12 protein-coding genes, 1 other RNA gene and 1 pseudogene are annotated in these 14,535 nt (G+C 48.2%); 1 reads left to right on the forward strand and 13 read right to left on the reverse strand.

Going from position 1 to position 14,535, the window contains the following annotated elements; translation table 11 throughout:
* Positions 1-50: 50 nt before the first annotated feature.
* The 5 genes from fadK to HEN33_RS01965 are packed head-to-tail and all read right to left on the reverse strand — an operon-like array spanning position 51 to position 5,110.
* Positions 51-1,697 (reverse strand): medium-chain fatty-acid--CoA ligase, encoded by a 1,647-nt coding sequence (fadK, locus tag HEN33_RS01945; protein ID WP_176263868.1) that lies wholly within the window; start codon positions 1,695-1,697, stop codon positions 51-53.
* Between the two features lie 56 nt (positions 1,698-1,753).
* Positions 1,754-2,047, reverse strand: a complete 294-nt coding sequence (locus tag HEN33_RS01950; RefSeq protein WP_000081071.1) for a ferredoxin family protein — start codon at positions 2,045-2,047, stop codon at positions 1,754-1,756.
* Complete coding sequence (locus HEN33_RS01955) at positions 2,044-3,333, reverse strand: FAD-dependent oxidoreductase (protein WP_176263867.1); 1,290 nt, start codon at positions 3,331-3,333, stop codon at positions 2,044-2,046. Before HEN33_RS01955 ends, HEN33_RS01950 begins: the two co-directional genes overlap by 4 nt.
* A gap of 54 nt (positions 3,334-3,387) precedes the next feature.
* Positions 3,388-4,326 carry an electron transfer flavoprotein subunit alpha gene (locus tag HEN33_RS01960; RefSeq protein ID WP_000080696.1) on the reverse strand — a complete coding sequence of 313 codons (939 nt, stop codon included), beginning with the start codon at positions 4,324-4,326 and terminating at the stop codon, positions 3,388-3,390.
* A 19-nt stretch (positions 4,327-4,345) separates the two neighbouring features.
* A complete protein-coding gene (locus HEN33_RS01965; RefSeq protein ID WP_000692119.1) occupies positions 4,346-5,110 on the reverse strand; it encodes an electron transfer flavoprotein in 765 nt (254 codons plus the stop codon).
* 315 nt (positions 5,111-5,425) lie between these two features.
* Between HEN33_RS01965 and HEN33_RS01970 the strand changes: the two genes are divergently transcribed.
* Positions 5,426-6,337: an AraC family transcriptional regulator gene (locus tag HEN33_RS01970; RefSeq protein ID WP_000284798.1), complete on the forward strand. Its 912-nt coding sequence runs from the start codon at positions 5,426-5,428 to the stop codon at positions 6,335-6,337.
* Between the two features lie 42 nt (positions 6,338-6,379).
* On the opposite strand, the pseudogene HEN33_RS01975 reads toward HEN33_RS01970, so the two are convergent.
* The 8 genes and pseudogenes from HEN33_RS01975 to rprA all read right to left on the reverse strand — a co-directional run bounded on the left by HEN33_RS01975 (position 6,380) and on the right by rprA (position 14,356).
* Positions 6,380-7,530: pseudogene (locus tag HEN33_RS01975) on the reverse strand (acyl-CoA dehydrogenase).
* 13 nt (positions 7,531-7,543) lie between these two features.
* Positions 7,544-9,139 carry an acyl CoA:acetate/3-ketoacid CoA transferase gene (locus HEN33_RS01980; RefSeq protein WP_176263866.1) on the reverse strand — a complete coding sequence of 532 codons (1,596 nt, stop codon included), beginning with the start codon at positions 9,137-9,139 and terminating at the stop codon, positions 7,544-7,546.
* A gap of 145 nt (positions 9,140-9,284) precedes the next feature.
* Entirely contained in the window at positions 9,285-10,043 is a 759-nt protein-coding gene (aroD, locus tag HEN33_RS01985) for a type I 3-dehydroquinate dehydratase (protein WP_176263865.1), read from the reverse strand.
* 30 nt (positions 10,044-10,073) lie between these two features.
* The gene (ydiB, locus tag HEN33_RS01990) at positions 10,074-10,940 is read right to left on the reverse strand and encodes a quinate/shikimate dehydrogenase (RefSeq protein WP_000383469.1); all 867 of its coding nucleotides are present in this window, start codon (positions 10,938-10,940) and stop codon (positions 10,074-10,076) included.
* A gap of 11 nt (positions 10,941-10,951) precedes the next feature.
* Positions 10,952-12,217, reverse strand: a complete 1,266-nt coding sequence (locus HEN33_RS01995; protein WP_176263864.1) for an MFS transporter — start codon at positions 12,215-12,217, stop codon at positions 10,952-10,954.
* A gap of 226 nt (positions 12,218-12,443) precedes the next feature.
* Positions 12,444-13,658, reverse strand: coding sequence for an MFS transporter (locus tag HEN33_RS02000; protein WP_000795527.1), 1,215 nt, complete (start codon positions 13,656-13,658; stop codon positions 12,444-12,446).
* 98 nt (positions 13,659-13,756) lie between these two features.
* Positions 13,757-14,113 carry a YdiL family protein gene (locus tag HEN33_RS02005; protein WP_088541852.1) on the reverse strand — a complete coding sequence of 119 codons (357 nt, stop codon included), beginning with the start codon at positions 14,111-14,113 and terminating at the stop codon, positions 13,757-13,759.
* A 135-nt stretch (positions 14,114-14,248) separates the two neighbouring features.
* Positions 14,249-14,356, reverse strand: an RNA gene (gene rprA / locus HEN33_RS02010) — antisense sRNA RprA.
* Positions 14,357-14,535: the final 179 nt, after the last annotated feature.

Genomic DNA, 14,535 nt, shown 5'->3' on the forward strand with positions numbered 1-14,535 from the left:
TACCCGGCGGCGTTTTGTCGCCGGGTTTACGTGATCCCCGAGTATGAAACTTATTCAACCTCTTCGCAGATATCCTGAGTTAATCGCCGCATAATATCTTTCCTTAACAAAAACTTTTGTATTTTACCTGATGCAGTACGCGGTAATTTCTCTGTTACCACAATATGTTCAGGATATTTATATTTTGCTACCCGTTTACGGCTAAAAAAAGCCACTATGTCTTCCAGCGATATTGAATGATGTGGCGCTTTCAGCACGACATAAGCGCATGAACGTTCACCTAAGCGTTCATCGGGCATTGCCACAACACAAGCATCATGAATTTTAGGATGCTGTAATAAAATATCTTCCACTTCACGGCTGCTAATATTTTCGCCGCCGCGGACAATAATATCTTTCTTGCGCCCGGTTATTTTTATATAGCCAGCTTCATCCATTCGGCAGAGATCGCCGCTGTAATACCAGCCTTCTTCATCCAGCGCACGGGCGGTTAATTCCGGTTCATCAAAATAACCCATAAACACATTGGGACCACGCGAAGCCTCTTCACCTACACAACCAGGCGGTAAGGTCTTGCGTGCATCATCGACCACTTTAATCTCTACGCCTGCGGCAGCGTAACCATCGGTGTTCATAAAGCGCGACAAAGGATCGTCGAGATTTACCACCGCATGCGGCGAACTTTCTGTGGAACCATAAACACTTAATAATTTAATGCCGCGTTGTTGGCATTCACGCGCCACCTTTTTGGGGATCGTGGTGCCGCCGCAAAGAAAGAAGCGGAGTGCAGAAAGGTCTGCGGGCTGTTTCTCCAGTAAATTCAAAAGGTCATAGACAAACGGTGTTGCGCCGAGCATACAGGTGCAACGCTGCTGCTCAAGCAGCGCGAGACACGCATCAGGAGTGAAAATATCTAACAACACGCTGCGAGCACCAATCAAAAAAGGTGCTGTTACGCCATGCAGAAAGCCCGTTGCGTGACCAAGTGGCGCAGGCATCATAAAGACATCCTGCCAGGTCAGATTCAGCCGCGCGCAATAAGCCCGCTCACTGGCGAGAATATTGTTATGCGTTAGCATCACGCCCTTTGGCAGACCCTCGGTTCCGGAGGTAAATAGCACAGCGGCTAATTCATCGCCGTGGGTCGTTATCGCCGTAGTCAGTGGGGTATTGTCGGCGAGAATCTGACTTAATGAGAGGGAAGAGGTGGCGGGAGCCAGTTTGTCCACGCCGACAATTTGTTGTAGTTGTGGAAGCTGATTTTGCAGCGGCAGGATTAAATCTACCGGACGCGTTTGTTTAAACAACGTCGGTGCAAAGAACATTTTTGCCTGACACTTATTGAGCACCCACACCAGTTCAGCCTCCCGCCAGGAAGGCAACAGCGGCACGGAAACCGCACCGGTTTTCAGGCAGGCAAGATAGATAACGGTAAATTCACACCAGCCAGGCAGTTGAAAAGCAATGCGATCCCCTGATTCAATACCCTTCGCCAGCATCCAGTTTGCCAGACACCTCGCGGCATGATCGAGCTCGCTATAGGTGTACGATGCACCATGATTATCGACCACGGCAATTTTATCTGGCATCGAACGAGCGGTCTGCTGCCAGTAATCGGCCAGCGAAGCATCGCCCCATAATCCTTGCTGACGATACGCCGCACGACGTTGTTCGTTAAACGTTAATGTCACTTTCATTTTGGACTCTCGAAACAGAACATCAGGCCCGAGATACGGGCCTGTGGGATGCATGATTAGCCGTAGCGAAAATCAATACCGAAGGTGCCTGCGGGATATTGCCACTGTTCGAGAATCGTATTGCCACACAACACCCGACAGGTGCCGCATTCGAGACAACCGGCGGAATCAAAATGTATGTTTCCTGCGTCATCCTGCTTATAGAGTCCGGCAGGGCAAGCTTTCATTAATTTACGGAATTCATTGATATCGGGATTTGCCGCCAGAATGATATGCGGGTGGCCCTCATCAACATGGAATTTATTGACACCTAATTTGATGTCGACGTTAACCGTAGCGTTCTGGCTCATAGCGCGGTTGCTCCCTTAATGCCATCTTTCAGCAAGTTGATCAGCCCAATTTTCTTCGCATGTCCCATGATCATTTTGCGTACCGGTTGGTTAGGCTTACCGTCGATAGTGAACATTTCGTTCATGATGTCGGCGACCATTCGTGGGTATTGGCTAAACAGGCGCGGGTTTTCCATCAGCGCCGGGATCTTGCGGAAATGCTGCATATCGCGCATAACACAACTTTGTTCCAGCTCACGTTTGTATTGCGCCAGGCTGCTGGCGGAGAAGTCAGCGCGTTCTTTGGCGGCAATCACTGTTGTGGCGGCAGCCTGGGCCGATGCGATGGCTAAATCCATTCCGCGAACCGTAAAGCCCAGATTGAGGCAGAAACCTGCGGCATCACCGACGATCATCACGCCCTCATTAACCAGCTGCGGCACCATCGCCAGACCGCCTTCCGGCACCATGTGCGCGGAATATTCAAGCAGTTTGCCGCCGCTAATCAGTGGGCGAATGGCGGGGTGTTGTTTAAAATCTTCCAGCATTTGCGGCACGCTTTTTTTTGCATGGGCGATATCACCCAATCCACAAACCAGCCCCAACGATACGGAATCATTGTTGGTATAGAGGAATCCGCCGCCCATCAAGCCGTCAGAAGGGGAACCGGCAAACAGCCAGGCGGCACCTTCCTCGCCCGTAACATTAAAGCGATCGTTGATCTGTTCTGGTGTGAGGCCAATAACCTCTTTAACACCAACAGCGTAATGATGCGGATCGGAAGCGGGAACCATTCCCAGCGAGCGGCCAAGCATCGAGTTAACGCCATCAGCCAGAATCACCACATTCGCTTCAAGAACATCATCCCCGGCCTGAACGCCAGTGACCTTATTTCCTTCACGAACCAGCGCATCGACACGAACGCCCGGGATAAACTGCGCGCCAGCCTGTTCGGCTTGTTCCATCAACCACGGGTCCAGACGATTACGCAATACGGTATAAGACGCGTGTTGCGGAACATCTGGTTGCTCGCGGTGAAAATCGAGGGTAACGGCACTCTCTTCGGTTAAGAAGGAGATTTTCTCGCGTGTGACCTTGCGTTCTACCGGTGCTGATGCAGCAAAGCCCGGAATGATCGCTTCAAGTGTGTGGGCATAAAGACGCCCGCCGGTCATATTTTTGCATCCGGCACTGTCGCCGCGTTCTATCACCAGGACATCCAGCCCGGCGCGCGCCATGACCAGTGCAGCAACGCTACCGGCAACGCCCGCACCGACCACAATGGCATCAAATTTGTCATCCGACATGCGTTATGCTCCCTTCCCGCTGCGTTTACAGCGGGAGATGTGGTTGAAAGGGAATTAGCGACTCAACTGACTAATCAGGGCAGGGACGACTTTGTAGATATCGCCCACCAGACCGTAGTCGGCATAGTTGAAGATTGGCGCATTTTTATCTTTATTAATGGCGACAATCACTTTTGCACCGTTGCCGCCAACCATATGCTGGATCTGCCCGGAGATCCCCAGCGTCAGGTAGAGATCGGATTTCAGCAACACGCCGGAGACACCGATATAACGTTCACGCTCCATCCAGTTCTCGCCTTCGGCAATTGGACGTGAACAGCCGACTTCAGCATTCAGCACCGCCGCCAGTTCGTGGACCATTTTCAGGTCATCCTGCGCCGCCAGACCACGACCGACGCCAACCACACGTTTTGCTTTGCTCAGGTCCACGCTGCTTGCCGCTTTCGCACGGCGTTCGCGACAGAGAATTTCATGACGCGGGGCAACATAAGGTACCGTTTCTGTCGGGCACTGATGAGAGATATCACTGGTGCACGGTTCCTGAACACCGGGTGCAAGGGTAATGATCGCCAGCGGGCTGTTGATCTTTTCCTGAGCGAACGCTAACCCGCCATACATCCGGTGTTCGGCGCAAATGTGACCATCGACAATATCCACCGCCGTGGCATCGTTCACCAGCGCCGCATTCAGTTGCACACTTAACCGTGCTGCCAGAGCTTTACCACGTTTCGTCGCGGCCAACAGCAACATAGCGGGGTGTTTATCTTTCAGCAGGGCAGCAATGCTTTCGGCGTAATTTTCAGTACGTTGCAGCGCGTCGTTTTGCTCAAGAACATAAATACATTTTGGCCCATAAGGCATAACTGCCTGCGCCTGGTCGGTATTTTGTACAATGGCATACACCTGTTGGCCCCATTGCTGAGCGCCGCCAAACAGTTCAGCATAACGTTCAGGATTATCGCTAAAGACCCAGACGCTGTTTAATTGACTCATCGTTTCTTCTCCGTAGGCTTCAGTTCAGGGCTTTCTTCAGATGTTCCGCCAGCTCGGCAATGGCCTCCGGCGAATCGTTATCGAGAATGATGTGCTTACGTTCTGTTTGCGGCGGTACGCGAATGCCGGTCAGTTCAGCAAGTGGTGTGCTCTGGCTCCAGCCAATATCACTTGCCTGCCACTGATTTACCGGTTTTTTACCCGCGCCGAGAATGGCTTTCATCGAAGGAATGCGTGGCATGTTAATATCGGAGGTGACGCAGAGCACGGCTGGAACAGAGAGCTCAATAACTTCAACATCATCTTCAAGCGTGCGTTCAATCACCAGTGTATTGCCCTGACGCTGAATAGCACTCACTGCATTAATCACCGGAAGTTGCAGAATTTCTCCGACCAGCAAGCCAACCTGCTGGGCATAAAGGTCGCCGGAACCTTCACCAAAGATCAGTAAATCGAAGCCGATCTTTTCAACTGCTGCCGCCAGCGCCTTTGCGGTATCGAGAGGCAGTGCATGTTCAAGTTGCGCATCCTGCACCAAATACAGGCTATGCGGCCCGCGGGATAGCACGTCTTTGCGCACTTTCGAGTTCTGCAACAATGAGCCGCCAATGGTCAGCGCGGCTATCTCATCGTCATCTGTTGCAATCTGGCTTGCAGCTTCAATGGCATTGAGATCGAACTGGCTGATTTTGGCGTCGGCATTGTCGAAATTCAGGGTATATTCTGGAGTGACAACAATGTCCTGTTCTTCAGGCACCAGCTTAAAGCAGGTTATTATTTTCATGATTTCTCCTGTGAGTCGCATACGGAACCATCTCCGATGGAAGGTAAAAATGGCCTGAAAATAGTGTGCGATAGCGGTGCGGGGTTTTCGACGGAGCAAGCTGTTTTCCTTGCCAACAATCTTGCAAAAAAAATGCGATCGCTAAAACAAAAGTGCAATTTGCGGCAATGTTGTTATTCCATGACCGTACAATCTTGCATTCAGTGTAAATAATCTTGTTTAGCTCTCGCTAAACGCGGTTGTATAACCGCAATACACGCCGTATTTTATCCGGCATATATTGTTTTTGCTTGCTCATGGAATAAGGAGGTTGTCATGTATCAACGCTGTTTTGATAACGCCAGCGAAACGCTGTTTGTCGCCGGTAAAACGCCACGGCTTTCACGTTTTGCATTTAGCGATGATCCAAAATGGGAGTCCGGACATCACGTTCATGACAATGAAACCGAGTTGATTTACGTCAAGAAAGGGGTAGCAAGGTTTACCATCGATTCTTCGTTATATGTCGCGCATGCCGATGACATTGTGGTGATAGAACGTGGCAGGCTGCATGCGGTGGCCTCTGACGTTAACGATCCGGCAACGACGTGTACCTGTGCGCTGTACGGCTTTCAGTTTCAGGGGGCTGAGGAAAATCAGCTACTGCAACCGCATTCTTGCCCGGTAATTGCCGCAGGGCAGGGAAAAGAAGTCATTAAAACCTTATTTAATGAGCTAAGTGTGATTTTGCCGCAAAGTAAAAATAGCCAAACATCTTCGTTATGGGACGCATTTGCCTATACGTTAGCAATTCTTTACTACGAAAACTTTAAAAATGCTTATCGTTCGGAGCAGGGGTATATTAAAAAAGATGTTCTGATAAAAGATATTCTTTTCTATCTGAATAATAATTATCGCGAAAAAATCACTTTAGAGCAGTTATCGAAAAAATTTCGTGCCAGCGTCAGTTATATTTGCCATGAATTTACCAAAGAGTATCGTATTTCCCCTATTAACTATGTTATTCAACGGCGTATGACGGAAGCGAAATGGTCACTCACCAATACTGAATTATCACAGGCAGAGATCTCCTGGCGTGTGGGTTATGAAAATGTCGATCACTTTGCCAAACTGTTTTTGCGCCATGTCGGCTGTTCGCCCAGCGATTACCGCAGGCAATTTAAAAACTGTTTTGCGGAACAAGAAATCCTATCTGAATTTCCTCAACCAGTAAGTCTTGCCGGATAAATCTGGCGGCGCAGTTTGTTAAGAAGCTGCGCCGCCTGCAGATTATTTGTTCTGATAATCTTTCAGGATCTGCCGACCTGCTACGTAAATCATAATTTCGTCTGTACCGCCGCCGATACGTTCACAACGGACATCACGCCAGAAGCGGGAGACGCGCGCCTCATCGGTATAGCCCAGACCGCCCATGATTTGAATCGCATCATCAATAACTTCCATTGCGGTACGTGCGCAGTACAGTTTTGCCAGCGCCGCGCTGGTGCGCAGTGACTGATGCTGATCGGCTTGCCATGCCACTTTCAACACCATGTTGCGCATGTTGTCGATCTTAATCGCCATCAGCGCCAGTTTTTCCTGGATCATCTGGTTATGACCAATGGGCTTACCAAAAGCGATACGTTGGTTGGCATAGCGTGCGGCATCTTCAAAGGCACACTCGGCAAAGCCGGTGCTTCGCGCGGCGTTGATCAGGCGTTCCATCTCAAAGTTGTACATCACATTGAGGAAACCCATTCCTTCTTCGCCCACCATGTCGCTCTCTTCAACTTCCACGTGTCGAGATAGACTTCGCAGGTGCTGAGCATATGCCAGCCGATTTTATGCAGCGGGTTAATCTTAATGCCGGGCTTACTGGAGTCGACCCACCACAGGGTGAAGGCTTTTTTGGGATCTTTCGGTTCTGGATCGCGCGCCAGCACCAGCATATATGGGTACTCTTTCGCGCCGGTAATAAAGGTTTTCTGGCCGTTGATGTAAACCTTGCCATTTTTACGCGTGTAAGTGGTAGTGGCACTGTTATTGTCTGAGCCTGCGCCTGGTTCCGTCAACGCCAGGGCATAGGCGGGATCACCCGTTTCCAGGGTGCTCTCTGCCGTTTTACGTAGCTGCTCAGCAGAACCGAAACGGCGCATGCTGTGAATACATTGACCGTTGGTAATCAAAAATGCCGGAGCACCGCATTTTGACACTTCCATCAGCGCCAGCATTTGGGTGACGTAATCCGCAGGGATACCACCAAATTCTTCCGGCACGCCAAGCATGGAAATACCGTTATCCGCCAGTGCCCGCATAAATTCACGCGGGTATGTCCCGTTTTGATCGCAGGTGCGGAAATACTCTTCCGGGAAGTTGGTCGTAATCAACTCGCGAATACTGGCCAGCAGCAGTTCTTGTTCTTCAGTTAAAGAAAAATCCATCGTGATACTCCTGTTAATGAGCCGCTTCAGGCAGGACAAAACCCATCGCCGCATCGATAAATAATCTTTCGTCCATCAGTTTGAGTTCTGGTGAAATCACTGGGGTGAAATCCATTTTGTCGAGAATATCTTTTTGTAAATCGACGCCAGGGGCGATTTCGATTAAATGCAGGCCGTCTTCTTTCAGCGTGAATACTGCGCGCTCAGTGATATAACGAACATCCAGCCCTCGCTCGAGAGCGATTTTTCCGCTGAAAGTAATTTCCGGTAGTTCCCGAATAAATTTCTTCACCCGTCCTTCCTGGACGATATTTAATTTGCCGTCGGTAATTTCTGTTTTTAAACTGCCCGCAGTTAATGTGCCGCAGAAAACGATTTTCTTCGAAGTGGCACTGATATCAATAAATCCACCGGTGCCCATGATTTTACCATTGAATTTATGCACGCCGACGTTACCGTGCTGGTCGACTTCAGCAAAACTCAAATAACAAACATCCAGACCGCCACCGTGATAAAAATCAAACTGGGACGTCATATCCAGAATGGCACGGGTATTCACGTTCGCGCCAAAGGCGATCCCCTGTGAAGTAATTCCGCCAATCGGACCTGTTTCTACCGTCAGAATAAAGTCATCAGCACAACCTTCTTCCCGGGCGACCAGGCCAATGCCGTCAGCAATACCGACGCCGACATTCCCCACCGCGCCTTTGCGCATTTCGAATAATGCGCGCCGCGCAACTAATTTACGTTGGTTTAGGGGTAGGCTAAGTTTGGTGCTGTCATCAAGGGTGAAGTCACCAGAAATAAAGCGGTTAACCGGCGCACCGCCATACAGTTGGGTTTGATCCGGATCGACTACCACAATATCCACCAGATAACCCGGAATACGGACAGATTTAGGATGCAGCGTGGCTTTCTTAACCATCTTCTGCACCTGCATCATCACAATACCGCCGTTATTGTGCACCGCCTGAGCAATAACCAATGCGTCGAGATACATCACCTCATCTTCAAAGGTGGCGTAGCCTTCGCTGTCGCAGGTGGTGGCGCGAATAAAGGCGATATCCGGCGCAATCGCTTTGTAATAGAGATATTCTTTGTTATCAAACTCGACCAGTTTAATCAGGTCTTCTTTAGTGACTTCATTCAGTTTGCCGCCTTGCTGGCGTGGATCGACAAATGTTCCGATGCCAATATCACTAATAATACCAGGCTGGTGGGCTGCGGCGGCGCGTAAGGTTTGTGTAAGTACACCTTGTGGATAGTTATAAGCAATAATTTTATTTTGTTCTGCGAGATCAGAAATACGCGGCGATTGTCCCCAGTGACCGCATAATGCCCATTTCACCAGACCTTCTTGTGCCAGCGGACTAATACCACGGTCGGCGCGATCGCCAAGCCCTGTTGGACTAATAATCGATAAATTACGTGGTGTTTGAGTCTGTTTATATTTATCAGCAAGAGCAGTAATTAACGTGGTGGCTTCCAGAATACCGCCGCCAGCGCCTAACACACAAAGTGTTGCGTCGTCGGGAATATAATTCACCGCTTCCTGTGCCGACAGGACCGGCACTCGTCCATTAATACGAGGTGGTTTTACAGGTTTCATTGTTAATTCCTGATTCAGATGTGATTTTCCCTACGCCAGATGGAGAATTAGCGCACAGAGACTCACGAAATATTTTTATTAAATACGGTTAAAAATACTTTTTTCATTTCGGCGGGGGAGGATATTCCCGCCGAAATATTATTGCTTATGCCTGATGTAAAATAGTTAATACCGTGCGCAAATCATTTACCGAGATTTGCCCTGGCGCAGAGGCTTTTTTTACCGCACCAAAAGTTGCCGCTGACCCAAATACTTCACCAGCCAGACGAGAAATTACGCCAGTTTTTGCCATTGACATCGTGATGATTGGACGATCGGCATACTGCTCCTGCATCTCCAGGGTCGCAGCAAGCAACGTCAGCACATCGCTGGTACTTTGCGGCATCAGCGCAATCTTAGGAATATCGGCATCGAAGGACTGCATTTTACGCAGACGGGCAATGATTTCTTCGGCTTCCGGCGTTTTATGGAAGTCGTGGTTGGACATGACAACTTTCACATCATGCGCGTGGGCGTAGGCGACGGTTTCTTTAACCTGATCATCACCGGTAAATAACTCCAGATCGATCATATCAACCAGGCCGCTGCCGATGGCTGCACGATTGAGTGCAATATAAGCCTCGGTGGAAATCGCCTGCTCGCCGCCTTCTTTGGCACTGCGGAAGGTAAACAGCAGCGGTTTTTCTGGCATGGTTTCACGGAGAATTTTTGCCGCTGCCATGACAGACTCCACATTGGAGAGGTCGGCATAGTGGTCAACACGCCATTCCAGAATATCAAAGTCCGCTTCACGATAGGCGAGAGCTTCGGATTTCACGCTGGCGATATCTTTCGCCATCAGCGAGACGATGATTTTAGGTGCGCCCGTACCAATGACGAGATCTTTTACAGTTACGGTTTTCATTTTTTACCCTTTCTGCACGCGGTCAGCCTGTCAGGCACCGAACCCCATGACCTGTTTAACATATTCCAGAGGGAAATCTTTGCCAGTCCATAACGTGAACTGTTCAGCCCCTTGCCACAACAACATGCCGTATCCATCAATCGTTTTGCAACCAGCTTGTTGCGCCTGCTGCAATAACTTCGTCATATGCGGGTTATACACGCATTCAGTGACCAGAAGTCCCGGATGTAACAGACTGATATCATTAACCAATGATTCATTCTCAAGGGGTTTCATACCCACTTTTGTGCCATTGGTTAAAATGTCGGCGGAAGCCAGGGCTTCAGCAAAGGCTTGCTGATCGGCGAGATCGGTGACTGTCACGACGCAATCGGTGTTTTCGTTAACCCGCTGCGCGAAGGCGAGGGCTTTATCGAAGAACTCATCCCGACGGTTAAAGAGTTTAATTTCTTTTAAACCTTCAATTGCCCCCTGCGCGCCAATCGCCGTTGAGGCACCTCCGGCCCCTAACAGCACCATCGTTTTGCCTTTGATATCAAAACCGCTCTCTTTAATGGCGCGAATATGGCCCGTGCCGTCGGTGTTATAGCCACGCAGATAGCCATCATCATTAACGATGGTGTTGATGGCACCCACCAGTTTGGCCGCTGGCGTTAATTCATCAACATATTCACACGCCAGTTGTTTGTTCGGCATCGATACACCAGTTCCGCGCATTTTGAGGGCTTTTAATCCTTCAATTGCTCCGGGAAAGCTATCGTTATCCACTTCGAAGGCCATATAGGTAAATGGCAATCCCGCTTTTTCTAAGGCTTTATTCTGCATTTCGGGCGATAAACTGTGCCGGATAGGATAGGCCATCAACCCAATCAATTCGTATTTTGCGGTAACATCCATAATTAACTCCTTTAACCTCTATGCTTAATTGTGTTTAACCGGGTGCTAAATTTACGCTCGCCAAACCGCACATCATTTTCAGGAATAATGAAAACGCGGTAATAGCGCATAAAAACAATAATTGCGGTAATCAGGGCCAGCAGCGCGAAAGTAAAATCGAGAGCAATGATATATTGCAGGCCGATGTTCGACAGATAACCGGTAATCAGCGGAATAACAAAGTTAGCCAGTCCACCCATCATCATATATATACTGGTGACTTTGGCTTTGCTTTTGGGGAAAAACTCTGACATGACCGAAACGCCGAGCTGTAAAATGCCGCCAGCCGCTGAGAAACCGATAACAAAGGCTCCGGCATTACACACCAATGGAGAAGGGTACAGGTAGATAATGGCAGCTGTTATTGTTGCCAGTGCAGAGTTAAATACATTAGCCCAGATGGGCCGGACCATTTTTTTCAGTAGTGCGGCAAAAATAAAGACACAGACCAGCGAACCCATACTGTAATAAGAGATGGTTTTTAATGCCTCAGCTTCTGACATACCAGCAAAAGCCATCGCATATTTGGGCATCCACACCACAATCACATAAAAGGTCGAGAATGCGGCTACACCGAACATTACCGATGAAACACCTTCCAGCCAGACTAATGGTTTGCTGTTCATTTGTGGTAATTCATGAGCTACGCTGGCGTCCACCAACTGGCTGGGGAATTTGCTTTTCAACAGCATCAACGTGATCAGTAAAAATAGGATGCCTGGAATAATCAGCCCATAGCCGTACCAGATGTTATTGAGCAACATATAGCTCACTAGCATTGGGTAGAACATTTGTCCGAATGACACCATCGCTTTAACCAGTATGACCGCCGAACCAGAGGCTTTCGGAAAGCATTCCATGAGCGCAGGGTAGCCACCCGTATCCAGCGCTGAGTTAGCGATACCTACGCACACTGCCAGACAGTAGGCGAGAGTTAAATTCGGGCAAGCGGGAATACCAAAGAAGAATAGCAGATACATTATTACTGCCATTAATATTACCGCCCGACGACCAAACTTATCGGAGATCACACCGAAGAATAAAATACTGATCAATCGGCCCAGACCGATACCGGAAATTAAATAGGCAATGCCCGCGTTGTCAGTGGAAAACTTTTCTGCCAGAGATGACATATTTTGGGCAAGCGTTATAACACTAATGCCGTGCAGGAAATAGCTGAAGTAAATACAAAGAACAGCCAGGATAAATGGCGTGCTGAAAGCCTTATTTTGAGACATTTTCACAGCTCCTTGCTGAAAGATAATTTCGTTACCGTACGTATTGTTCTCCGACGGTTTACATAATTACTATACTGAAGATGATTTTCCCTGGGTACATGGCATAAAGTTTATGTTTCCAGGAATATTGCATGTCATAGTTTGTTTTTTATCGCGATTTTCCTTAGTTGGCGCAGAAAGAGTTATTTATCCGTAAGATCTTGCATGACCTGAAAAGAATATTGCATTACCCACCCGGAGCGACATTTTCCTTTAGCGAGTGATGCCACGTTTCTTTGCGGCTGCGTAAGCCGATAAACAGTGCCAGTAAAAAGCCGATGGCAGCGATGGCGGTATCGAACCACATAATATCGGCAATACTTCTTTGGGACAGATGAGCCGTAATCAACGGAATAGTAAAGGTCGCAATACTGCCCGCACTGTAATAGATCCCTGTAGCTTTACCTTTAGCGTAGGGGAAACGTTCAGCCATTAATGTCAGGCCAATTTGCACAACACCTCCAGCAGAGGTAAAACCAATGACAAAAGCAAATATTATCACCACATAAAATGTGGGATGCAGACAGACGGTAAACAGAGCAATAAATGAGATAAAGGTGTACAGCATCAGTAATGTTGTTGGGCGAACGGTATTACGAATGAGTGGAGCGGTAATAAATACACAAAGCAGCGAACCCACGGTGTAGATACTGAGTAGTTTGATCGACATAGTGTATGACATGCCTGCAACAAATTGTCCGTACTGTGCCAGCCACTGGCTAACCAGATAAAAGGTTGCCATTGAGATATAGCCATATAAGGTATAACTGGCTAAATCGATAATTGAACAGCGATGTTCCGTAGAGTTGGTGGCTTTCTCTATGACAGGTAAGCGACGACCCGGATGGGGTGGGAACGTACAACGGTATAAAAACAGAGCGTTAATAAACATAATGCCTGCGGCAATCATAAAGGACCAGCCGAACCACAGTTCAGCCCACACTAACAGGCTGATGATTAGCGGTAATAAAAATTGCCCGCTGGAAACAAATGCTTTAATTAAAATATTAGCTGTACCCGGTGAACGTGGAAAAGCTTCCATCAAACTGGGATAGGTGCCTGCATCGAGAAAACTGTTTGCCATTCCCGCCAGAAAGCCCAAACCATAAGCGATAATGATGTTATTGGTGTGCAGGATGCCAAAAAAGAAGGCCATATAGCAGCACATCCCGAGCATGATAAAAGGGCGGCGACCAAAGCGATCGGATAATAATCCTGCAAAAAGCAAGACACTTAATCGACCAATACCCAGCGATGAGATAACTATTGAGACGCCTGCGGCATTAGTCTGCCAAAGCGTCTCCAGCGAGGCCATATTCAGGCTCATCAAAATGACGCCCATACCATGCACCAGGTAATTAAAATACAACCCAAGTGCGGTAGGGAAATAGGGATTTTTCATAGGTTCTACTTAGCAAAGGTGCTTTAAAAAGTGAAGCGATGTTGTGTCAGCATCCGTTCATTATTGTTGTAACAACGACAATTCCTTTCTTTGGAAAATTAACAAAGGCGCTCCAGATCGTGTGCATATAATTCAGCGGCTACCGATTGATAGATCTTCCAGTCAATAAAATTGCCATCAGGGTAGACACGTTGAAACGCGGTTAAGTCAGGGAAAAAACGCATGGTGTTGTTGCCGATGCGGTTATTTATTTTCTCTATGATGGCATGAAGATGTTTTTTTCGTTGCTGTCGCATAGCCAACAGTTGCTCGACCACACGATCAGGAATGGCGCATTTGCCATTTTCCCACTGATGCCAGCTTTCACTGTCAGCGGTCTGGGCAATCCAGGTCGCGCATTCATCAATAGTCATGGCAAAAATATGGCGAAGAGCCTGGAGTTCATAAGCGTTCATCGTGTAATGGCTGCATGAAATAAACAATAAAATATAAATAACATTATCAGCCTGCCGACGGCTTGAAGAGAGTCACAGTATCTTGTGCAACATTATTGGAAAGAGTGAGGGGCGAGGTAGCGAAGCGGAAAAATGTTAAAAAAAAGCCCATCGTGGGAGATGGGCAAAGACTACACACAGCAATTCGTTGTTTCACTCAGGGGATTTCCATGCTTATAAATCAATATGTTGATTTATAACCGTGAGCTAATAGTAGGCATACGGACTTTTTGCGTCGATCAGATTCGTCTCATTAGTTTAAAAACTGTAAAGAATTTGCGACAGGTACTACCAGCTGAATGGCGGTAAGCAGGAAAATATAGTGAAGAGCAAGTAAATATCAATTAGCGGTGGTTAACAATCAGGCGGCAGAACCGCCTGAT

The organism is Escherichia sp. 94.0001 (genome assembly GCF_013369155.2).
Classification (GTDB): domain Bacteria; phylum Pseudomonadota; class Gammaproteobacteria; order Enterobacterales; family Enterobacteriaceae; genus Escherichia; species Escherichia coli_F.

Bases quoted from the DNA above. Each gene is read 5' to 3' on its own strand.
- fadK (WP_176263868.1), bottom strand. From the start codon at position 1,697: ATGAAAGTGACATTAACGTTTAACGAACAACGTCGTGCGGCGTATCGT.
- HEN33_RS01950 (WP_000081071.1), bottom strand. From the start codon at position 2,047: ATGAGCCAGAACGCTACGGTTAACGTCGACATCAAATTAGGTGTCAAT.
- HEN33_RS01955 (WP_176263867.1), bottom strand. From the start codon at position 3,333: ATGTCGGATGACAAATTTGATGCCATTGTGGTCGGTGCGGGCGTTGCC.
- HEN33_RS01960 (WP_000080696.1), bottom strand. From the start codon at position 4,326: ATGAGTCAATTAAACAGCGTCTGGGTCTTTAGCGATAATCCTGAACGT.
- HEN33_RS01965 (WP_000692119.1), bottom strand. From the start codon at position 5,110: ATGAAAATAATAACCTGCTTTAAGCTGGTGCCTGAAGAACAGGACATT.
- HEN33_RS01970 (WP_000284798.1), top strand. From the start codon at position 5,426: ATGTATCAACGCTGTTTTGATAACGCCAGCGAAACGCTGTTTGTCGCC.
- HEN33_RS01980 (WP_176263866.1), bottom strand. From the start codon at position 9,139: ATGAAACCTGTAAAACCACCTCGTATTAATGGACGAGTGCCGGTCCTG.
- aroD (WP_176263865.1), bottom strand. From the start codon at position 10,043: ATGAAAACCGTAACTGTAAAAGATCTCGTCATTGGTACGGGCGCACCT.
- ydiB (WP_000383469.1), bottom strand. From the start codon at position 10,940: ATGGATGTTACCGCAAAATACGAATTGATTGGGTTGATGGCCTATCCT.
- HEN33_RS01995 (WP_176263864.1), bottom strand. From the start codon at position 12,217: ATGTCTCAAAATAAGGCTTTCAGCACGCCATTTATCCTGGCTGTTCTT.
- HEN33_RS02000 (WP_000795527.1), bottom strand. From the start codon at position 13,658: ATGAAAAATCCCTATTTCCCTACCGCACTTGGGTTGTATTTTAATTAC.
- HEN33_RS02005 (WP_088541852.1), bottom strand. From the start codon at position 14,113: ATGAACGCTTATGAACTCCAGGCTCTTCGCCATATTTTTGCCATGACT.